At 64.6% G+C, this 20,708-nt stretch carries 19 protein-coding genes; 11 read left to right on the top strand and 8 right to left on the bottom strand.

Translation table 11 applies throughout. The features are described 5' to 3' along the window. Positions 1-669: 669 nt before the first annotated feature. A complete protein-coding gene (locus ACFQ2S_RS14085) occupies positions 670-921 on the bottom strand; it encodes a hypothetical protein (RefSeq protein WP_386075366.1) in 252 nt (83 codons plus the stop codon). A gap of 596 nt (positions 922-1,517) precedes the next feature. Between ACFQ2S_RS14085 and ACFQ2S_RS14080 the strand changes: the two genes are divergently transcribed. Further along, the gene (locus tag ACFQ2S_RS14080; protein WP_386075364.1) at positions 1,518-2,003 is read left to right on the top strand and encodes a hypothetical protein; all 486 of its coding nucleotides are present in this window, start codon (positions 1,518-1,520) and stop codon (positions 2,001-2,003) included. Positions 2,004-2,049: 46 nt separating this feature from the next. Here ACFQ2S_RS14080 and ACFQ2S_RS14075 read toward each other — a convergent pair whose 3' ends face one another. After that, a complete protein-coding gene (locus ACFQ2S_RS14075) occupies positions 2,050-2,679 on the bottom strand; it encodes a J domain-containing protein (RefSeq protein WP_386075362.1) in 630 nt (209 codons plus the stop codon). Positions 2,680-2,789: 110 nt separating this feature from the next. Here ACFQ2S_RS14075 and ACFQ2S_RS14070 point away from each other — a divergent pair, with 110 nt between their 5' ends. Continuing rightward, entirely contained in the window at positions 2,790-3,047 is a 258-nt protein-coding gene (locus tag ACFQ2S_RS14070; protein ID WP_089232706.1) for a BolA family protein, read from the top strand. 7 nt (positions 3,048-3,054) lie between these two features. Here the strand turns inward: ACFQ2S_RS14070 and ACFQ2S_RS14065 are convergent, their stop codons facing one another. Then, complete coding sequence (locus ACFQ2S_RS14065) at positions 3,055-3,567, bottom strand: DUF4177 domain-containing protein (protein ID WP_386075360.1); 513 nt, start codon at positions 3,565-3,567, stop codon at positions 3,055-3,057. Positions 3,568-3,831: 264 nt separating this feature from the next. Between ACFQ2S_RS14065 and ACFQ2S_RS14060 the strand changes: the two genes are divergently transcribed. Further along, positions 3,832-6,069 (top strand): Calx-beta domain-containing protein, encoded by a 2,238-nt coding sequence (locus ACFQ2S_RS14060; RefSeq protein WP_386075358.1) that lies wholly within the window; start codon positions 3,832-3,834, stop codon positions 6,067-6,069. Between the two features lie 178 nt (positions 6,070-6,247). Here ACFQ2S_RS14060 and gatB read toward each other — a convergent pair whose 3' ends face one another. After that, entirely contained in the window at positions 6,248-7,756 is a 1,509-nt protein-coding gene (gatB, locus tag ACFQ2S_RS14055; RefSeq protein ID WP_386075356.1) for an Asp-tRNA(Asn)/Glu-tRNA(Gln) amidotransferase subunit GatB, read from the bottom strand. Between the two features lie 246 nt (positions 7,757-8,002). Here gatB and ACFQ2S_RS14050 point away from each other — a divergent pair, with 246 nt between their 5' ends. The 4 genes from ACFQ2S_RS14050 to ACFQ2S_RS14035 all read left to right on the top strand — a co-directional run bounded on the left by ACFQ2S_RS14050 (position 8,003) and on the right by ACFQ2S_RS14035 (position 10,847). Next, positions 8,003-8,758 (top strand): J domain-containing protein, encoded by a 756-nt coding sequence (locus ACFQ2S_RS14050; protein ID WP_386075354.1) that lies wholly within the window; start codon positions 8,003-8,005, stop codon positions 8,756-8,758. A gap of 151 nt (positions 8,759-8,909) precedes the next feature. Next, complete coding sequence (locus tag ACFQ2S_RS14045) at positions 8,910-9,596, top strand: transglycosylase SLT domain-containing protein (RefSeq protein WP_386075353.1); 687 nt, start codon at positions 8,910-8,912, stop codon at positions 9,594-9,596. A gap of 157 nt (positions 9,597-9,753) precedes the next feature. Then, positions 9,754-10,221, top strand: coding sequence for an Lrp/AsnC family transcriptional regulator (locus ACFQ2S_RS14040; RefSeq protein WP_386075351.1), 468 nt, complete (start codon positions 9,754-9,756; stop codon positions 10,219-10,221). Continuing rightward, entirely contained in the window at positions 10,218-10,847 is a 630-nt protein-coding gene (locus ACFQ2S_RS14035) for a LysE family transporter (protein ID WP_386075349.1), read from the top strand. The genes ACFQ2S_RS14040 and ACFQ2S_RS14035 overlap by 4 nt, the downstream gene beginning before the upstream one ends. A 20-nt stretch (positions 10,848-10,867) precedes the next feature. Here the strand turns inward: ACFQ2S_RS14035 and ACFQ2S_RS14030 are convergent, their stop codons facing one another. Next, the gene (locus ACFQ2S_RS14030; RefSeq protein ID WP_386075348.1) at positions 10,868-11,743 is read right to left on the bottom strand and encodes a 1-acyl-sn-glycerol-3-phosphate acyltransferase; all 876 of its coding nucleotides are present in this window, start codon (positions 11,741-11,743) and stop codon (positions 10,868-10,870) included. 162 nt (positions 11,744-11,905) lie between these two features. After that, positions 11,906-14,479 carry an aminopeptidase N gene (pepN, locus tag ACFQ2S_RS14025; protein WP_386075346.1) on the bottom strand — a complete coding sequence of 858 codons (2,574 nt, stop codon included), beginning with the start codon at positions 14,477-14,479 and terminating at the stop codon, positions 11,906-11,908. A gap of 257 nt (positions 14,480-14,736) precedes the next feature. On the opposite strand from pepN, the gene ACFQ2S_RS14020 reads away from it, so the two are divergent. Next, positions 14,737-15,522: a hypothetical protein gene (locus ACFQ2S_RS14020; RefSeq protein WP_386075344.1), complete on the top strand. Its 786-nt coding sequence runs from the start codon at positions 14,737-14,739 to the stop codon at positions 15,520-15,522. Between the two features lie 43 nt (positions 15,523-15,565). Here ACFQ2S_RS14020 and ACFQ2S_RS14015 read toward each other — a convergent pair whose 3' ends face one another. Both ACFQ2S_RS14015 and ACFQ2S_RS14010 read right to left on the bottom strand, forming a co-directional pair. Then, positions 15,566-16,192, bottom strand: a complete 627-nt coding sequence (locus tag ACFQ2S_RS14015) for a response regulator transcription factor (RefSeq protein ID WP_386075343.1) — start codon at positions 16,190-16,192, stop codon at positions 15,566-15,568. A gap of 161 nt (positions 16,193-16,353) precedes the next feature. Then, positions 16,354-18,672: a cache domain-containing protein gene (locus tag ACFQ2S_RS14010; protein ID WP_386075341.1), complete on the bottom strand. Its 2,319-nt coding sequence runs from the start codon at positions 18,670-18,672 to the stop codon at positions 16,354-16,356. Positions 18,673-19,210: 538 nt separating this feature from the next. Between ACFQ2S_RS14010 and ACFQ2S_RS14005 the strand changes: the two genes are divergently transcribed. From ACFQ2S_RS14005 to ACFQ2S_RS13995, 3 genes are all read left to right on the top strand, one after another. Continuing rightward, entirely contained in the window at positions 19,211-19,390 is a 180-nt protein-coding gene (locus tag ACFQ2S_RS14005) for a hypothetical protein (protein WP_089232716.1), read from the top strand. Positions 19,391-19,553: 163 nt separating this feature from the next. Further along, positions 19,554-19,934, top strand: coding sequence for a VOC family protein (locus ACFQ2S_RS14000; protein ID WP_386075339.1), 381 nt, complete (start codon positions 19,554-19,556; stop codon positions 19,932-19,934). After that, positions 19,934-20,641 (top strand): helix-turn-helix transcriptional regulator, encoded by a 708-nt coding sequence (locus ACFQ2S_RS13995; protein ID WP_386075338.1) that lies wholly within the window; start codon positions 19,934-19,936, stop codon positions 20,639-20,641. Before ACFQ2S_RS14000 ends, ACFQ2S_RS13995 begins: the two co-directional genes overlap by 1 nt. Positions 20,642-20,708 lie beyond the last annotated feature (67 nt).

Here is a 20,708-nt window from a genome sequence, read left to right as displayed (position 1 = left end):
AGCCTTCCGGCGAGATTCACGGGGCGCGCACCGATGACAAACCACGCAGGTTTCGACGGCGAAGAGCCGGCCCGGTCCGCATCCCCGGCGCGGGATCCGGCACCAGTCCGGCGACGCATCGCCGGGCTGGTCGCCGTGGCGGCAGTCATTCTGATGTGCCCATCATTCCTTTTCTCACTTCGGCACGAGCCGATGAGCTTTCGGCTGATCTACTGGTGGCCGGGGTGTACCGCGCTGGGCGGATACCTTGCTGGTCGGATATGGACCGCGTCGTTCGGGCATCCGGGTTGGCCCGGGGTCAAAAGGGCCCTGTCCGCCGCAATCCCTGTCTCAGTCACCGGGGCGCTGATCGGAGGATTTTTCGCAGTTCCGATCCTCGGAACCGCTCTGGGGCCAGCTGTTCTTTTTTGGCCAATGGAACATTCTCTTTCCGGAAGTGCTGCAACAACGAGGCGGTGACGCACTTCTGACACTCTCCCCATACAGTATCGCCATAGCGCTGATTGTCCTCTTCATCCTCACAATCCCCCTCCGTCTCCTCGCCAGCCGGGTGCGACGCCGTGCCGAGTGACGGCGCCCTCCCGCCGGTCGTCCACGCATCGCAGATGCGCCTCCTCCCGTTGGGCCGGGCGCGCGCGTGCCGCGCGCGGGGGCAAGCGTCACCCGGTCTCAGATCTTCTGGGGTTTTTCGCCCGGGGCTGCGGTTATCGGGCGCTCGCGCCGGCTGTTCCATTCGGGATCTTCCCGTTTGATTCTGCGGGCAGCCCAGTAAGACACCGGGTAGGCGAGCAGGAGACCGACGATCACGGCTCCGAGGATGGCGGTCCACGAGTAGATCCCAGACACGAGAACCAGGATGACGAGAGCGCCGGGAATGCTGGTGCCTGCGGCAAGCGTGACGAGCAATGCGAGACGATCCATCGGGGGCCTCCTTTCATGGTCGTGCGATGGCTTTATGGGTAGTGAACGCGGGCCTCTGGCGCATTGTTCCGTTTGGTCCTTGCGCAACGCCGTAGTGGCGCGACCCGTCCCGGTCGTTCTTTCGCCGCTGCCGGAGTTGCCGTGGCCGGGGCCAGCCTCGGCCGGATCTTCTGCCCTTGCCACGGTGTCCTGGTATTGATGGACGGACGTGCCAGGTTGACCGGCGACACGGGGTAGGACCGGTTCGCCGATCACGAAGGCCCGGCCAGGCGCCACAGACGCGGCATGCGCCCGAGCGTGGTTCCTTGCCTTCTCGAAGACCGCTTTCTCAGCCGAAAATTGGAGGGCATAGCGCGCTGCTCCTTCTTGCCGCCGACCGCCGCCCCGGTCCTTCTCGCAGCCCTCAGCCTGCGGCGGAGCGAGGCCCGAAGCTTCGCCCGCCTGGTGCGCGCCCGGGCCGACGCGACGCCTTCCGATGCCAAAGCGCACCGCGGCCGCTGACTGCGCGCCGCGGTCTTTCCTCGGCCCCCGTTTCCGGGCAAATTGACCCTGGGGACGCCCGCCGGGCGCAAGAACGAACAAGGGGCAGTGATCGCATGACCGATACCTCGAAACCTGGACGCGCACCGCGGCTGGTGGTGGCGCAGATGATGGCCGTAATCTCGGGGCTGCTGGTGCTGGCCTTCATCTTCCAGGACAGCGCCGCCATGGCCGACGCCCAGCCCGGGCTCGCCGGCGCGATCACCTTCCAGCTGGTCGCCCAGGCGCTGGGCGGGTTCATCGTCGGCTGGATCCTTGCGGGGCTGTTCGGGCGCCCGGGCCTAACGGGCTGGATGCTGTCGCTCGCGATGGGCGTTCTGGCAACCGTGCTTGCCGGCCTGCTCGGCGGGATCATCAAGAGTGTGCCGAGATTCCTGTCCGAAGGCTTCGAACTCGGCGAGCTCGTGACCGTCGCCGCCAGCGCGCTGGCCGGGCCGCTGGCCTTCGACCGCAATCCGGTGCTCGCGGTCATCTGGGTCGGGCTGCTGCTGCTGACCCACATCGTCGCGGCGCGCGAGCGCGGTCAGACTCGCACGATCTGAACCGCTGGCCTCGGCTGGCCGCCGTGGCCTCCCGCAGCGGGGGAGCTCACTTGAAGTTGCGGCTGTCCTTGATCTGGTCCCACGCCCAGACGACCTCCTGCAGGCGCTCCTCGTCGGAACGGTCGCCGCCGTTCATGTCCGGGTGCAGCACCTTGATCAGCGCCTTGTAGGACTTGCGCACCTCGGCCTTTGTCCAGTGGTCCTTGGCGTCGAGGATCTCCAGCGCCCGCCGCTCCGTCGGTGGCAGCCGCCGCCCGGCGCTGCCGCTCGACTTGCCGGGATTGCGGGTGGCGTTCTCGCCCAGCACCTGGTGCGCGTCATCGACCCCGAGCCGCGCCCAGGCCCGCTCCTCGGCGGACTGCCGGAACGGCTTGGTCTCGCGGCCCCACACCTTGTCCTTGTCGATCTGCTCCTGGAATTCCTCCTCGGTCGTGCCGTCGAAGAAGTTCCACTTCAGGTTGTACTCGCGCACGTGGTCCTTGCAGAACCAGTAGTAATCATCCAGCGAATCCGGCGATTTCGGCGCCCGGTACTGGCCGGCCTCCTCGCAGCCCGGATGCTCGCACTGCCGTCTCGATGTCTCGAAGGCGCCGGACATCCCCCGCTTGCCGCGCGACCGCTTCTGCTTGTCGCTCTTGACGCGAATGTCGAAGCCAAAAGGATCTGGTTTCGCCATGGGGACTGCTCCTTTCTCGAAACACCTGCGCTCGGCCCGGAGTTCTTTCCGACTCGGACGCAGGAGTTTAATCTCTCCGATGGGGCTTCGAACAGGGGGAAATCCGAAAAATGACCGTAGCCGATGAAATCGCCGAGCGGCTCACCGCCGCCTTCTCGCCGCGCGAACTGCAGGTGGTGGACGACAGCGAGAAACACAGGGGCCACGCGGGCTACCAGGAAGGCGGCGAGAGCCACTTCAACGTCCGCATCGCCGCGGACAGCTTTGCCGACATGTCCCGGCTGGCCCGGCACCGCGCGGTCCATGCCGCGCTCGGGCCGGAGCTGATCGGGCGCATCCACGCGCTGGCGCTGGATATCAGCGCCTGAGCGGGCGTTACTGGGCGGCGACGCTTCCGTCGTCGTCCTTGTCGCTGGCGCGCGCGGGGCCGAGCTTCGGCGCCGCGCCGGCAGGCGGCGTGCCGCGGTAGGCGCTGAGTGCCGCCGCCGCCGCCGCGGCCGCTTCGGTCGCCTGCTGGGTCGCAGGAGCGGCGGGCGCAGCCGGAGCTGCTGGCGCGGCGGGGGCGGGCGCTGGCGCCGCGGCCCGGGGAGCGGGCTGCCAGGACTGTCCGGCCTCCGGCGCGGCCTTCGCCACCGCCTGTTCGCTGCGCACAGCACCCGTCTCGCGGCGGAACACCAGCATGTTCTGGTAGGCGGTCGTCGAGCCCGTCAGGCCCGAGCGTTCCTCGCAGGGCAGGGTGTCGGCGCGCTGGTACTCCCACCCTGCGGCGCCGAGTTCGTTCATCAGGGTCTCGAGCGCCAGCGCAAAGCGCCCCTGCGTGCCCTTGGTTCCCTTGCCCTTCAGCCCCTTCACGGGTGCAGGCACCACCTTGTATTCGTAGATCGGCATTGGTTCGTCCCCGCAATCCGCTTGTCGCAGCCCGTTCCTTAACTGATTCGCGCAGCGGCGTCCAAAACTCGCCGTCCCGGCCTGAGCGCTGAAATGCCGACGTGATTCAACCTGCGGGAGAAATTCCCGCAACATGACTCATTCATTAGGCCATGCGCGAAGAATCGCCTAATCTGGCGCGAGCCGGCCAGCATTTTGCGCCGTGCCGGATTTCCATTAGCGCGCAGTCATCTGTGCACAATCTGACTTGGGGGTATGAATTCTATGGTCAAGATGACCCTTTCTCCGGCTTTTGCCGACGAAGGAACCAACCAGTATACGAACCTTGTCTTCACGGCGACGCTCGTCAGGGCCGTGGATTACAACGTCACGGTTTACTACAGAACGATCTTCGACGGCTCCGCCTACGTCACTGACCTGTACAGAGATTACGATGGGTCCTTTACCATTCTTGCGGGCGCTACTTCCGCCACGATCACGGTGCAGACGCCCTATTACGATGACGTTAACGAGCGCGACGAGTTCTTCACCATGGAACTCTACAACCCGACCTCAGGCGTCACGTTCCAGCACGATCAGCCCATCCTGCGGTCGCCCGGTATCATTCTCGATGACGATGGCGATCCAAGTCTCTCCTTCGGCGTCACCGATCCGATTATCGAGGAAGGCAACAGCGGGGAGCGCTTCGCCGTGTTCGAAGTGTGGCTCTCGCGGCCGGCTTCGAAGGATCTCAGTTTCGACTATACCACCGTGGACGGATCTGCTCTCGCCGGATCCGACTACGTCAAGACGGCCGGTACGATCGTTTTCCAGGCAGGGCAGGAGGTCGCGTATGTCCGGGTCCCGGTCAAGGGCGACAAGACACTTGAAGGCTCGGAGAATTTCAGCCTTCAGGTGATCCCGCCGAAAGGGGAAGGCTTTGCCAAGACAGATTCCGTCGGCGTCGCGCGCATCCTCGACGACGACGCATCCGGCGGGCCTGTCGTTTCCATTCAGGATGCCTATGCAATCGAGGGCACCAACAAGTATACCAGCCTTCGTTTTACCCTCGTTCTGTCCGAAGCCGCAGACGAAGATCTTAGCGTCTATTATCGGACGAACAGCAGCGGAACGGCATCCGACAGCGATCTCTATCGGGCGTATACGGGACTGGTCACCTTCAGGGCTGGCCAGACTTCCGCGGAAATAGAAGTTCAGACTCCATATTACGACGACGTGGACGAGGATGACGAAGTCTTCTTTATGGAGCTCTACAATCCGTCTGCCGGTCTGAAACTCGCGGGCGGGGTCCCCGTGCTGTCGGCCGCCGGCTACATCCTCGACGACGATGGATCGGGTTCCAAAACCGCTCTGGCAGCGGCGCCTGTCAGCATTGCCGAAAACGCTGTGAATGACGGAAAGACGGTCAGCTCTGTCTCGATCAAGCTGAGCCGGCCGCTGGACACGGCGCAGGTCTTCTCGGTCAAGGCCGTCAACGGTACAGCAATTGAAGGGCGTGACTTCAAACTGTTGCAGGACACCGTGCGCTTTGCCCCCGGTCAGACAGAGGCCGGCGTCAAGGTCAAGATCCTGGGCGACTTCAACCAGGAGAAGCTGGAGACCTTCGAGCTTGCCTTCAAACACAAGTTCGGCGCCGACTTCTCGGGCTCCATCCTCAACCAGACGGTGAGCATCGTCGATACGGTTGTCTTTACCGCAGGGGCCGAAAGCCTGCGCCTGACGAACCGCGACGACAACGTCAAGACGCTTGGAGGCGGGGACGAGGTCTTTGGTCTCAAGGGCAACGACAGAATCGACGGTGGCTCCGGGCGGGATATCCTCGACGGCGGCGCCGGAAACGATCTCCTGATCGGCGGCGGCGATGCCGACAGTCTCTTTGGCGGCAAGGGTGCCGACACGCTGCGGGGCGGCAAAGGGGGAGACAAGCTTTACGGCGACGGCGGCAACGACACCGCAGATTACACAGGTGCCGCCGGTCCGGTGCGGGCCAACCTCGCGAAGTCGGGACAGAACCGGGGAGAAGCCGCCGGCGACACCTATCGCAGCATCGAAAACCTCACCGGTTCGTCGGGCAACGACTTCCTGACCGGCAACAACGCCAACAACGTCATCAAGGGCGGCCAAGGGGGAGATTCGATAAACGGCTCCGGCGGCCGCGACTGGCTCTACGGCCAGAAGGGGAACGACAAGCTCATTGGCGGCGAGGGCAACGATGTGCTCGCAGGCTCCGATGGTAACGACCGGATGACAGGCAACGGCGGTGCGGACAGCTTCGTGTTCGACGGCGGAAAGGATATCATTCTCGACCTCCAGGATGGCGTGGACAGCGTGAGCCTCGACAAGTCTCTCTGGACCGGGTCGTACTCGGTGCAGCGCCTCGTCGATCGCTACGGCTTCGACTACGGCAAGGACGTCGCCCTCGAGTTCTCCGGCGGCAATTCGCTGACATTCAAGGGTATCGGAAACCTCGACACCCTGGTCGACAACATCGAGATCGTCTGATTCCAGGGACGCAGAATCGCGACGGCCGGCACCTCGGAGCCGGCCGTTTGCGTTTCATCCCGAGTTTCGGTCATTCCAGCGTCGAAAACGACCGAATGCGCCGATTTGGGGTATCCTGATACAGTTTCGGTCATTTGCGAAACGACCGGAACAGGTGGTCAGAACGACCGGAACGGGCTCAGCCGAGCTTCCTGGCGACGATTTCGTTGACCGCCTTCGGGTTGGCCTTGCCGCCCGTCGCCTTCATCACCTGGCCCACGAACCAGCCCGCAAGCTTCGGATTTTCCCTGGCTTTCGCGACCTGATCCGGATTGGCCTCGATGATCTCGTCAACGACTTTCTCGATCGCGCCCGTGTCCGTGACCTGCTTCATCCCTCTTTCTTCAACGATTCCAGCGGGATCTCCGCCTTCGCTGAAGACGATCTCGAACAGGTCCTTGGCGATCTTGCCCGAGATGTCACCCTTGGTGATCAGGTCGATGATCCCGCCCAATTGTGCAGCGGAAACAGGGCTTTGCGTGATATCAAGGTCGTCCTTCTTCAGCCGGCCGAACAGTTCGTTGATCACCCAGTTCGCCGCCAGCTTCCCGTCACGCCCCTGCGCCACTTCCTCGAAATAGGCCGCGGCCTCTGACTCCGCGGTCAGCACCGAGGCATCGTATTCGGTCATGCCGAAGTCATTGACAAAGCGAGCCTTTTTCTCATCCGGAAGCTCCGGAAGGCTGGCCGCGATATCGTCCACCCAGGCCTGTTCGATCTCCAGCGGTAGCAGGTCCGGGCAGGGGAAGTAGCGGTAGTCATGCGCCTCTTCCTTGCTCCGCATCGACCGCGTCTCGCCCTTGTCCGGATCGTAAAGCCGCGTCTCCTGGTCGACCTTGCCGCCGTCCTCGATGATCGCGATCTGGCGTTTCGCTTCGTATTCAATGGCTTGCTGGATGAACCGCATGGAGTTCATGTTCTTGATCTCGCAGCGCGTACCAAGGTGCCCGAAGTCCCCGGTCTCCCGGTATTTCTCGTAATCCCCCGGCCGGCACACCGAGACGTTCACGTCCGCCCGCAGGTTGCCGTTCTGCATGTTGCCATCGCAGGTCCCCAGATACCGCAGGATCTGCCGCAGCTTGACGACGTAGGCCGCGGCCTCTTCCGGCCCCCGGATGTCGGGGCGTGAGACGATTTCCATCAGCGCCACGCCTGTCCGGTTGAGGTCGACGAAGGACATGTTCGGGTCCATGTCGTGGATCGACTTGCCGGCGTCCTGTTCGAGGTGGATACGTTCGATCCGGACAAGCCGGGCCACGCCCGGTCCCATGTCAACCAGAACCTCGCCTTCACCCACAATCGGATGATAAAGCTGGGAAATCTGGTATCCTTGCGGGAGGTCCGGGTAGAAGTAGTTCTTCCGGTCGAAGGCCGAGAAAAGATTGATTTCTGCTTTCAGCCCGAGCCCTGTCCGCACCGCCTGGGCAACGCAGAACTCGTTGATCACCGGCAGCATCCCCGGCATGCCCGCGTCGATGAAGGCGACGTTGGAGTTCGGCTCCGAGCCGAATTTCGTGGAGGCACCGGAGAACAGCTTTGCCTTGGACGAGACCTGCGCATGGACCTCCATCCCGATCACCAGTTCCCAGTCTTCCCGCGCGCCCGAGATGACCTTGGGTTTCGGGGCTTCGTAGGTGAGGTCGAGCATAGGCATGTCCCTTCGGCTGATCGCATCCGGGTTTAGTGCAGGCCCGGGCAAGGGGCAAGACGCGCCGCGGCAGCTGATAGGCTGGCGGAGTGTTCAGCCCGCCGTCGAGATAAATTGTCAGCGATTTCCATGCCCCGGTTCCACCATTCGTCCTCCTTTTGCCGCCATAGACGTCAGGATGGCAGCCGATGAGTGCGACTGTAGTGCGAGGAGTAGGGCAGTGGAGATGGGAAGGCGGGGCGGAGAATGAGGGCGCCGGGAAAGAGCTTCTCGGCTGCCGATCTCGGGCTGGTGCCCGGGCTGCCACCAGAGGAAATGCGCCAGGTGTATCGCCGTCTGGTGCGCCGGTTTCATCCCGATCTGGGAGGTCCGGCCGATTTCCTCGCACAGATCAATGCCGCCTATGACGCGATCCGTCGCGACCGTCCGTTCGCGCTCCCCGCGGTGGCTGCCCGGCCGCTGCGTCGTCGACCGGTCGCAACTTGCCGACTGGGGCGGGACCTGCAGAAAAGCATGGCCGAGACCGCGTTGCTGGCGCTCGATGACTGGCTGGCGGTCCGGCATGGGCTGCCGCGCTCACCGCTGCTGCGGCAGATGGCTTGTCGATCCGGGCTGTTCAGTCCCGTAGAGCGGCCAGGGTTGCTGTTGCCATGCGGGGTAACGCTCTGGAGCGAGGCGCTGGTGCTGCATCACGACGGCGCGATCCGGGCTGGGCCTAACATCCTGATCCTGCCTGGCCTACGCGCCGGTGATGGCGGACGGCCCGAGCCCAATGGCAATCTGTCCGCCATCCTGCGCAGCGTGCCGCGGCCGTCCCGTGTAATAGAGTTGCCGGTGGAGGATGCGCGGCGCTACGGCCTGGACTTGCGGTTTGACGACCGCGCGCTGCCGGTCCGGTTGCGGTTTGCGGGGCGAGGAGAGAATGCGGGCGCGGCGCTCTGCGACGCGACCGCAAAGCGGTATCGCGGGCTTTTCAGGCAAGCAATTGCTCCTGAGTTCTGAACAATGGATGGCGGGCGCAAGGGCGCTGACCCGGGCCGCGGGCGAAAGATCGCCGATTTCTCCCCTTCCGGAGCGAGAGGGTTGCCACGCGGACTTTATCCGGCAACAAATTCGCCGTCGGGCCGGACCCGATGCTGACAGAGCTTCCAAAATGCCGACCCGTTTTGCCTTTCTTAAGGCTGCGCTTTTCGCATTGCCATTTGCCCTCTCCGCCTGTGCGACGCCGAACGACGCCACGATGGAAGAGACCGAGGCAACCGCTTCCACCAAATCGACGCTTTCGACCAAGGCTCCCCACATGCGGTGGGATCATCGGCCGGAAGCGACCAATTGGACCACCTCCGCCCTGACCGCGCTGCGGACGCATGGCGCGGTCCTGCCCTCCATGGTGCCGGCCGATATCGAAACCTGGTGCCCGGGCTACGTAACCGCCAGCCAGGAAGATCGCGAGGCCTTCTGGGTCGGGCTGATCTCGGCGCTGGCCAAGCACGAGAGCACCTGGAACCCGTCCGCCGTTGGCGGTGGCGGGCTCTGGTTCGGGCTGGTGCAGATCGCCCCGCCGACGGCCCGCGGATATGGCTGCAAGGCAAACAGCGGCTCGGCCCTCAAGAATGGCGCCGACAACGTGAGCTGCGCAATCCGGATCATGGCCCACACGGTGCCGCGCGATGGCGTGGTCAGCCAGGGGATGCGTGGCGTCGCGGCGGATTGGGGCCCGTTCCACTCCGCGGCCAAGCGCGCCGACATGATCGCCTGGACCCGTGCCCAGCCCTTCTGCGAGGCGAAGCCGCAGACGATTCGGGCGCAAATGCTCGACCGCCTCAAGAAGGACGGCTGATCGGCCCCCGGTCGGTTGCCGGATTTCAGGACTGAATGGCGCCGCTGGCCGGAAGAATTCCGGCGGCGGCGTTGTTGTTTCGGTCATCTGGTGGGAAATCCCCCTGAATCCGGAATTTTGTTTGATTTAGTCGATTTGTGCCTGCAATTTGTGGGTCATGGATGAGATCGACCGGAAGATTTGCGGCCTTCTGCAGGCCAACGGGCGCGCGTCAAGCGCCGAACTGGCCGAGGCCGTTGGGCTCTCGGTCTCCTCTGCCAATGATCGCGTGCGGCGTTTGGTGGCGCAGGGCGTCATCACCGGATGGCAGGCCGTGCTGGACCGGGTGGCGACCGGCGCGTCACTTTGCGCCTTTGTCCTCCTCGATGTCGATTACAAAGGCGAGGCGGAGGCCTGCACGGCCTTGTCGGAACGGCCGGAGGTGATGGAGCTTCACCACGTCAGCGGCGCGCGGTCTTACGTGATGAAGGTACGGCTGGCGGATACGGCGGCGTTGCAGGCCTTCCTGCAGGAGGTGGTAAAGCCTCTCCGGGGCGTGCGCCGGACCGAGACGATGATCTCGCTCGATGCCCTGAAAGAGACCATGGCGGTGCCGGTGGTGCCTCGAGGCGAGGGGCGGCGATGATCGAGGTGCTGCTGAAGGGGATCGGCGTTGGGCTGGCCATTGCGGCGCCGGTGGGGCCGATCGGGCTATTGTGCATTAGGCGGACGCTGATCGACGGCCGCGCGGCGGGGCTGGCGACGGGGCTGGGCGCGGCCACGGCGGATGCCGTCTACGGGATGATGGTGGCCGCGGGCTTTGCCGCGACGGGCGTGCTGGTGGCCCATGCCGGGCCGATGGCGCTGGCCGGCGGGCTGCTGGTGGCGGCGCTCGGCGCGATGTCGTTGCGCGGCTACTGGGCAGCGCGGCACCAGCCGGCGCCGCAGGCGGCGGGGCAGGGACGTCCTTATCGCGGGGTGGTCGCGGCCTGGGCCTCGACCTTTGCACTGACGCTCTCCAACCCGATGACGATCCTCGCCTTTATCGGCATGGTCGCAGCGCTCGGCTCGGCGGCGTCCGGCACGCCGCTGGCGCCCTATGTGCTGGTGATCGGCGTCTTTGCCGGATCGGCGCTCTGGTGGCTGATGCTCGTTCACATGGCGCTTTTCGCCGGCCGACGCATGGACGCGGCCGCCATGCGCTGGCTCGACCTCGTGTCCGGCAGCGTGTTGCTGGTCTGGGGAGGCTGGATCGCCGCGACGGCGCTCTGATCCCGCCCGGACGGTCGGACTCAGGCGGAGAGGGTGGAGCGGACCCAGCGGGGACGGCGGGTCATCTCGGCCAGCGACACGGTCGGGGCGTGCCGCCCGCCAAGCCGCAGCGTCGCCGCCTTCAGCTCCTCGATCGCCTCGCTGGAGTTGGTCGACAGCGATTTCGCCGGGATAGGTCGTCCGAAGGTCAGCCGGTAAGGCTGCCGGTCCTTGTTCAGCGTCTCGTAGAACAGGGTGATGTCCCGCAGGCTGGGGTGAATCATGTCGAAGAGGTAGAATAGCGCCGAATTGCGGGCCCGGACGTTCACCGGAATCACATCGAGATCCCACTTGCGGGCGATCATCGCCGCCGAAGCCATCCAGTCCCGCTCGTGCAGCTTCAGCCAGCGGCGCTTGGCGAGGCGCCCGGAGGGGAAGATCACGCCGATGCGGCCGGCCTCGATCGCCTTGCGGGTATAGGCCATGGTCTCGCGGGTCTTGGCGTGCGTCCGCTTTTCAAGGCGCCATTCGACCGGTGCGATCATCGTCGACATCTGCGGCATCACCCGCAGGATATCTGAATTGGCGTAGAAGAACGGATCGGTGCGGCGCTGCGTGATCGCGTGCCACATGATGATGCCGTCGGCGATGCCGGTAGGGTGGTTAGCCACCACCATTGCCGGGCCGTTGGCCGGGATGTGCTCAAGGCCGGAGATCTGCACGTCCTTGGCGATCATGTCGGCCATGTGGGACATGATCGCGTCGTTTGGGGCATCCCGCAGGGCGGAACCCAGCTCGATGGTGCGATCATAGCCCAGCATTCGGTTGAGAACACGATGGGACGTCCGCGCAACAGGGTTGTCCGCGAAAAGCCAGGCAGCGCGCTCCTGAATCAGGGGGTCGATTCGATCTCTCATGGGACCATCCATCACGTCGCTGTGACACATCAATGACATACCATGTAAACATATACCCGGGCAATCGCGACACTTTATTGTCAAATTGCCGAGTTCGGCAGCAGAGCGCCGCCGCGCTTGGCGCGGGACGGAGCGGGCGGCAAGGCGCCGGTTCAATTAGGCTCAGGCCGAGAGGATTCGCCCGACCATTTCCGTGGTGTCGCGGCTCAGATCCGGCACCGCGGCCAGCCGTTCGAGGTTCTCACGGATCATCTCCTGGCGGTCGGCGTCATAGCGCTTCCAGGTCTCGAAGGCGGTGGTCATGCGGGCCGTGGTCTGCGGGTTCAGCGGGTCGAGCCTGATCAGCCAGTCGGTGAACAGCGCATAGCTGTCACCGCTGGGGTGGTGGAACCCGGCCGCGTTGGCCGCGAGCCCGCCAAGCACGGCGCGGAATCGGTTGGGGTTCTTCCAGTCGAAATCGGCATCCTCGCTCAGCCGACGCGTGACGTTGGCGGCCTTTTCCGGCGGGGCCATGCTGGCCTGCAGGCCGAACCACTTGTCCATCACCAGCCGGTCGCGCTGCCACTGGTGTCGGAAGGCGGAGAGCTGCTCTTCGGCCGCGTCGATGTGGAGCAGGGCCACCAGTGCGCCGAGTTGCTCGGTCATGTTGTCGGCCGCGTCGAATTGTGCCCGGGCGCGAGCGCCCTCGTCCTCCAGCGTCAGGAAGCCGAGCGCCGCCTGGCGCAGCGCGCGCCGACCCGCGCCCTCGGCGTCGGGCAGGTAGGGTCCGGGCACCGTCATCTCGTCGTAGAGGTCGGAGAAGGTGCTGCCGGCATGGTCCGCGATGGCCTGTCCGAGGGCGCGGATGGCGCGGCGGATCCGGGTCGGGTCCGGCGTGTGGCCGGAGTCGAACAACGTCTGGGCCATGTCGTCCTGGCTCGGCAGGCCGAGCGCCAGCGCACGGAAGGCCGGGTCGAGGTCGCTGTCCTGCGCCATCTGCTCGAGCGCGACGAGATAGGCGGGGGAGGGCGCGGCATCCTCGGCGATCATCCGCACCAGCACATCCTTGGCGAGCGTCCGTCCGGCTTCCCAGCGGTTGAACGGATCGGTGTCATGGGCCAGCAGGAAGGCCAGTTCCGTGCGGTCCGGCTTGCGGGTCAGGATCACCGGTGCGGAGAAGCCGCGGAGGATCGACGGCACCGGCCGGGTCTCGAGCCCGTCGAAGGCGAAGCTCTGGGTGACGTCGGTCATTTCCAGCACCCGGGTCGGGACGACCTCGGTGCCGTCCTTGTCGAGCAGCCCCACGGCGACCGGGATGACCAGCGGCGCCTTGTCCGGCTGGCCGGGCGTCGGCGGTGTGTTCTGGCGCAGGGTCAGCGTGTAGGTGCCGGCGGCCTTGCCCGCCATGCCGGGCGACCATGCCTCGTGCACGTCGAGCCGCGGCGTGCCGGCCTGTGAATACCAGCGCTTGAATTGCGACAGCTCCCGCCCTGTGGTGTCCTCGAACACCTTCAGCCAATCCTCGATCGTGCAGGCCTGACCGTCATGGCGGGTGAAGTAGAGATCGAGCGCCTTGAAATAGGCCTCGTCCCCCACCAGACGCTTGAGCATGCCGATCACCTCGGCACCTTTCTCGTAGACGGTCGCGGTGTAGAAATTGTTGATCTCGACGAAGCTCTCCGGCCGCACGGGATGCGCAAGCGGGCCGTTGTCCTCGCGAAACTGCCGTGCGCGGAGGGCGAGCACGTCGTTGATACGCTGCACCGCAGCCGAGCGCTCGTCGCCGGAGAAATGCTGGTCGCGGAAGACCGTCAGCCCCTCCTTGAGGCAGAGCTGGAACCAGTCGCGGCAGGTGATGCGGTTGCCGGTCCAGTTGTGGAAATACTCGTGCGCGATGATCGACTCGATACGCTCGAAATTGGCGTCCGTCGCGGTTTCGGGCGAGGCGAGCACGGCGGAGGAGTTGAAGATGTTCAGCCCCTTGTTCTCCATCGCGCCCATGTTGAAATCGTCGACGGCGACGATGTTGAAGACGTCGAGGTCGTATTCGCGGCCATAAACCTGCTCGTCCCATGTCATCGAGCGCTTCAGCGCATCCATGCCGAAGGCGCATTTGTGCAGGTCGCCCTCGCGCACCCAGATGTTGAGCTCCACCTCGCGGCCGGAGCGGGTGGTGAAGCGGTCGGGGTGGTTGACCAGCTCGCCCGCGACCAGCGCGAAGAGATAGGCAGGCTTGGGCCAGGGATCGGTCCATTCCGCCCAGCCCTCGCCGCGGCCCGTCGGGTTGCCGTTGGACAAAAGCACCGGCAGGTCGCTCTCGATGCGGACGGTGAAGGGCGCCATCACGTCGGGCCGGTCGGGGTAGTAGGTGATCTTGCGAAAGCCCTCAGCCTCGCATTGGGTGCAATACATGCCGTTCGACATGTAAAGTCCCTCGAGCGCGGTGTTGCTCTGCGGGCTGATCTCGACCTCGGCCTCCCAGGTGAAGGGGCCGTCGGGCACCGCGCAGGTCAGGCCGGTCTCGGTGATCTCGGGCGTGACCGGCGCGCCGTCGATCTTCGCCTCGATCAGCGCGAGCTTCTCGCCATGCAGGAAGAAGGGGCCGCCGCCGCTGTCGGGGTTGGGCGCGAAGTCGATCCGCGAGATCACCCGCGTCGCACCCGGCGCAAGCCGGAAGGTGAGATGGGCCCGCTCCACCCGGTGGGTGAATGGCGTGTAATCGGCAAGAAAGATGGTTTGCGGGGCGTCTTTCGGCATATGCGTCGGGCTCCGGAATTGGTCGCGCGCACCCTATGGCGGCGGAATGTCCGCTGCAACTGCATTGCCTGCCAGTCGCGAAGGGATGGCTGTGGCCGGGAAGCAGCGTCTCGCGTTACGTGGTGACCCGGTTGTTCTTGATCAATCCAAAGCTTGGATTTTCAGGTATATTGCCGACACTACTCTAGGAGCTCCGCGGCGCGGGCATAGTGCCTTGCGCGGTCGGCGTGACAACAGGCGTACGGGAGGACGGGTCCATGAAGAAACTTATTGGTGCGGCGGCCATGGCGGCGGGAGCGTGCGTCGCACAATCCGCAGTGGCTCAGGACTTCCTCGATCCGATTCAGAGGAATGCCTGGAATTACGAGCTTCAGCTTTACGTCTGGGGCACGGAAGTGGGCGGGGAAGCCGCCGGCAAGGAATTCGAGCTCGGGTTCGATGAACTCGTCGAGAATCTCAACGTGGCGTTCATGTTCGGCCTTCGCGGCTACAACGGACCGTGGATGACCTATGGCGAGGCAAGCTATGCCAGCGTGCGGCAAGGCGGCGACGCAAGCTTCACAGTCGCGCCGGGCGACCCGGCCGAGGGGATCACAATCGATGCCGTGGCGGATGCCGATGTCGAAACGACGATCGTGAACTTCGGCGCTGGCTACAAGCTGGTGGAAACGCCCAACTACGCGATGTACGGAACCTTCGGCGCGCGTTACCTGAAGCTTGAGGCCGATCTGACGCTCGATGTGAGCGCCGGCGGCCCCGGACAGTCCTTCGAAGTGGACGGCGACCAAGACTACTGGGACGCGGTGATCGGCGTGAACGGCCGCGCGGCATTCAACGACAACTGGTTCGCTGCCTATCAGTTCGACGTCGGCGCAGGCCAGTCGGACCTGACCTGGCAGGCCGCGCTCGGGGTCGGCTACACCTTCGGGAGCAGCGATATCGTGTTTGGATACCGGCACCTTGAGTGGGATCTGCCGGATGACGACCTCGTGTCGGAATACTACCAAAGCGGACCTATGCTGCTCTGGAACTACCGTTTCTGAGAGGGAGGGGTGAAGGGCGCCGGATCGGTCCTGGAAGGCCGCGCTAGATGGAGTCCTTCAGCCTCGAGGCCAGGTCGATCAGTTCCACGACGGAATTGACCTCGAGCTTCTCGAGGATGCGGGCCCGGTGGTGATCCACCGTGCGCGGCGATATGCCGAGGTGGTTGGCGATCTCCTTGCTGGAGACCTCCGCCGGCCGAGCGATCATGTGGGCCACGATCTCCTTCTCGCGGGCGGTGAGCCGTTCGAAGCGTTCGCTGATCTGGCGATGGTTCTGCAGGCGCGCTTGTTTCTCGCCCGCCAGCGACAATGCGGTCTGGATGTTCTTGACCAGGTCGGATTGCCGGAACGGCTTCTCCAGGAAGTTCACCGCGCCGGACTTGATCGCCTGCACCGATTCCGGAACCCCGCCATGGCCGGTGATGAAGACAAGCTCCAGCGGCGCGGCGGCCTCGTTCAGGCGCTGCTGAAGCTCCAGCCCCGACATCTCGGGCATCCCGTAATCCAGCACGAGGCAGCCGACCTGCTCGTTGTCGTAGGCATAGAGGAACTCACGCGCGGACCCGAATGTCTGCACCTCGAAGCCGCGCTTTCGCAGCGCGCGGCTCAGCGAGGTGCGAATGTCCTGATCGTCATCGACGATGAATACGGCATTTGCGACGTCAGGCATGGCGTTCATCCATTCAACAGACCCTTCTGCGTCGGACGGGCCCGGGATGGCCGCCTCGGGCTCCGAACGAGCGGTCGGGTCGGGTGCCGGGCGAGCCGACCGTTCTCATCGCGTTGCCATTGCTGACAAAAACAAATGTCGCCCGGAACTTCAAGCTGCGGTCAGGCGTCGGGAACGGCGCTCAGGGTGAAACAGAACCGCGCACCGGGCCCTTTGGCGTCTTCGTGCCAGAGCTCGCCGCCATTCGCCTCGACCATCGAACGGCAGATCGAGAGCCCGAGACCCATGCCCGATACCTTCGTCGTCTCGAACTCCGAGAACAGCTTGATCGCAGGATCGACCCCGGGTCCGGTATCGGTGACGCAAACGAGGACCTGGCCGCCCTGTTGCCGGGCCGTGACGGTGACCACCTTGGGCGCGTCGCCGTTCTCTGCCAGAGCCTCGAGCGCATTGCGCAGCAGGTTCACCAGCACCTGGGCCACCTGCACCCGGTTCGCCACGACCAGCCGCAGGGGCTCGATTTCGGTTTCGATCCGGGCGCCCACGACATGCGCCTCTGCGATGATGAGCCGCTTGGTCTGATCCACCAGTTCGGCCAGGTCGAAGGCGTTCCGAACGCCTTCGTCCTTGCGGATGAACGCACGCAGCGCACGGATGATGTCGCCGGCCCGCAACGACTGCGCCTCGATTTCCTCGAGGATTTCGCGCAGCTCGTCGTCCTGCCGGTCCGGCGCCTGCTTGACGGTTAGGAGCGCGGTGTCGGCGTTCTGCGCAATGGCGGTCAGCGGCTGGTTGAGCTCGTGGGCGAGGCCGGCCGCCATCTGGCCCATGGTGTTGTCCCGCGACAGGTTGGAGAGGTCGCGGCTGAGCTGCGCGATCTGCTCCTCCTTGCGTTTGTTCAACGTGATGTCGTCCATCGTGAACACGGCATGGAGCAAGCGGCCTTCCTGGTTGTGAACGAGGATCCCGTTCACCGCGATCCAGATCGTCCGGCCGTCATTGCAACGGCAGCGCATCTCGTGGTTGATCTCGATCTGCTCCTCGCCCGACACGCCGTCCCAGGAGAGGAAGGGCTTGTCGTCGGGATGGACCAGATCGGCCAACGCCATCTGCTTGAGCTCTTCCTCGGAATAGCCTGTCATCTCGCAGAATTTCGCATTCACCCGGAGGAATCGGCCGGTCTCGGGCTCGATCTGGACCATGCCGCGGGAGGAGAGTGCGAAGGTCTGGCCGTATTCGGATTCGGTCTCCTTGCGGGCGGCGATCTGTTGCATCAGCGTCGTGTTGGCCCGCTCCAGCTCCTGGTAGGTCTTTGGCAGCGGTTCGGACGGGTCGAGCTCGCCCTGCGAGATCAGCGCGGAGCGGACGGCAAAGGCGCGGACCGGCTTGTGGATGTAGTTTGCCAGCATCAGGCCGCAGATACCCGTAATCATGGCGACCATTGCGGCGATCCAGATGTTGATCAGCCGGTTGTGCTTGATGACGGAGGTGAAATCGCTCTCCGGGGCATAGGCGGCGAAGGTCCAGGGAAGGGTTTCGCTGACCTCCGGCATCACGACAGAAACATAGGTCTCTCCGTCGTACTCGAACTGGCCCAGCTGCGGCCGGTCCGCGGGCCCGCTGCCATCGCGGATCAGATCGGAGAAGGCCGCCCGGGAGATCGGGTCCCCGAAGGATCGGATGTTGGTGAAACGCAGGGTGCCGTCGGCGGCCTCGGTCTTCAGGAGATCCGTGTCCGGGTGGGCGATGACGTCGCCATTCTGGTGAATGATCAGGGCCTTGCCGGTCGAGCCGATCCGCAGCCGGCCGAGGAAATCCGAGATGTCGCTGATCTCGATATCGACGCCGACAATGCCGCGCACCGTGCCGGGGCCGGAGAGCACCGGGGAGGCGAGGGTGATGCCCGGTTGTTGCGACGAGAAGAAGATGTAGGGATCGGTCCAGATCGTCGTCAGTTCTTCTCGCGCGCGCATATACCAGGGACGCGTGCGGGGATCGTAGGTATCCTCGGGGTCCATCTTGCGCTCGACCACCGAATAATCGTCATTGCGCCAGATCAGCTCGGTTGTGCGGGCGTCGTCGTCGACCCGGATGATCTTGGATCGGAACGGCGCCGGGCCGTCCTCGGTGCGCATCACGTAGACGAACTCGCCCTTCTCGTTGCCGTGAAAGACACCGGCGAACTGGGGGGCGAGTTGGAGTTGCTGGAAGATGAGCTTTTCCAGAAGCACGGGGTCGTCGCTGGCGACCACGTCGTTCTGCGCAAGCCGAGCAGACAGTTCGGCTGCGCCGCGGGCAGGGCGCAGGAAGCCGCGCGAATGCTCGATGGTATTGTTCCCAACGTCCCTGAGCAGGTCCCGCGCGTGGCTCAGAAGCGCGCTCTCGGACGTCAGGTAGGAAGAAAATACCACCGCCAGAACCGCCAGGAACTGGAGGCCGGCCAGGCCTATGGCGAGCAGTGCACCGAGGGAATTTCGCATGACGTCGTCACTCTGGTTGCGTCCGGCGGGAGAATGCGCCTTGATGTGCGGATCGGCCAGACGGGCCGGAGACCGGGTGTCGATGCAACGCGCAATGCATTGCCGCATTCCCGGGATGTGGTGTTGAAGGCATTTCACAAACCGCCCCCAACGGCAACTGCATGGCAATTTCTCGACAGTGCAAATACTGGTTTTCCGCGCCCCATAGGTAAAACTGCCCAGGCAATGACGCGAATGGTCGACCCGGGCATTATATGACAGGATTTATGTGTCGCTGCCCAGAATTTGTGGTTGCCGTCTTCTGTAGTACAGAGTTTCGTGCCCGATTTCGGGCGCGGTTATTTACAAGCGCTAGTGAGTGGAGCGCGAAATAGAGTGCATACTTAAAGTTCCGGCGTCTGGGTTCCCCACCGAGGCGCCGGTTTTCTTTTGGTGACAGCGCTGTCTGTGAAGGTCGTTCGCTGCTCTTGATGGAATCCCGGGCCGCGTGTAGCTTTTTTTCATTGCGGTAGCGAAAAGACTTTTCTGGGAGATCTCCATGGGCGCGAACGTCAGCAAGAAGACCAAGAACGGCAAGGTCGGTGTCGGAGCCAAGGGCGCGAATGCGACCGTTGGCGGCAAGAAGGGCTCCGTGAAGGTCGGCAAGTCCGGCGCCAAGGTGAACATGAAGATTCCGGGCACCGGCATCAGCGTCGGCAAGAACCTCAAGATAAAATAGGCGGCGTCTCGTCGGCGCGTGAAGCGGAGGCCGGGACTGTCCGCCTGATACGCATGACAGGACGTGACCTGTTACGAGGAGCGGGAAGGCTGCTGACAGAAGGCTGTCAGGAGGGGTGTGCGAAACATTGGGCATCGGATGAGGTTCGACAAGGAGTAGCCCGATGAACGACACCCCCAAGAATGCCACCGTCTGGATCGAGATCCCGGTGACGGACATGGACAAGGCAATGCAGTTTTACGAGGCGGTGACCGGCCTCGCGCTCAAGCGCGATGACACCGGCCCGAACCCGATGGCCATCTTCCAGGTGGAGGATCCGGCTCTCGGCGTCGCCGGACATCTCTATCCCGGCACGCCCGCACGGAACGGCGAGGGGCCGACGATCCACCTCAGCGTGGCCGGAAGTGTAGAAGAGGCAATGGAGCGGGTTCGCGCCGCCGGCGGCGCCGTGGTCTCGCCCGCGATCGAGATTCCGCCCGGGCGCTTCGCCTATTGCATGGACCTCGACGGCAATTCCATCGGCGTCTTCGAGGCGCGCGGCTGATGCGCCGGGCCGACCGTCTGTTCCAGATCGTTCAGCATCTGCGCGGCGGTCGGCTCGTCACGGCCCGCCAACTGGCCGAGCGGCTGGAGGTCTCCGAGCGCACGATCTATCGCGACATCGCGGATCTGCAGGGCACGGGCGTGCCCATCGAGGGCGAGGCGGGGGTGGGATATGTGCTGCAGGGCGGCTTCGACCTGCCGCCCCTGATGTTCTCGCGCGACGAGATCGTGGCGCTGGTCGCCGGCGCCCGGCTGGTACGCGCCTGGGGCGGGGCGGGTATGGCCCGCGCCGCCGAGGAGGCGTTGATCAAGGTCGAGGCAGTTCTGCCTCAGGCCGAGCGCGCCCGCGCTGCGGCGGTTCAGGTCCATGCCATGGCCCCGGAGATGACGCCCGAGGTGCGCGCACGGATCGACCGGCTGGAACAGGCGGTGGAGGCGCGCGACGTGCTCGAACTCGACTACGAGGACGGCGAGGGGCATGGCAGCCTGCGTCGGGTGCAGCCGTTGGGACTCTGGTTCTGGGGCAAGGTCTGGACTCTTGTCGCCTGGTGCGAGCTGCGCGACGATTTCCGCATGTTCCGGCTCGACCGGATCCGCGAGATGTGCCCGACGGGCGAGCGATTTGCCCCTGACCGCCGGCGCAGCCTGCACGCATTCTACCGCAGTCGCGAGATTTCCGACGGGCGCTGCCCGGCACCCGCGCCATAGCCGATTGTGGGCGCCCGACCGATCGCTTAGACGGGATCCGGTTGCCCCGCGGGATAAGAGAATGGAG

The organism is Tropicimonas aquimaris (genome assembly GCF_042676185.1).
Taxonomy (GTDB): domain Bacteria; phylum Pseudomonadota; class Alphaproteobacteria; order Rhodobacterales; family Rhodobacteraceae; genus Tropicimonas; species Tropicimonas aquimaris.
This window is presented reverse-complemented; position numbering and strand designations above follow the sequence as displayed.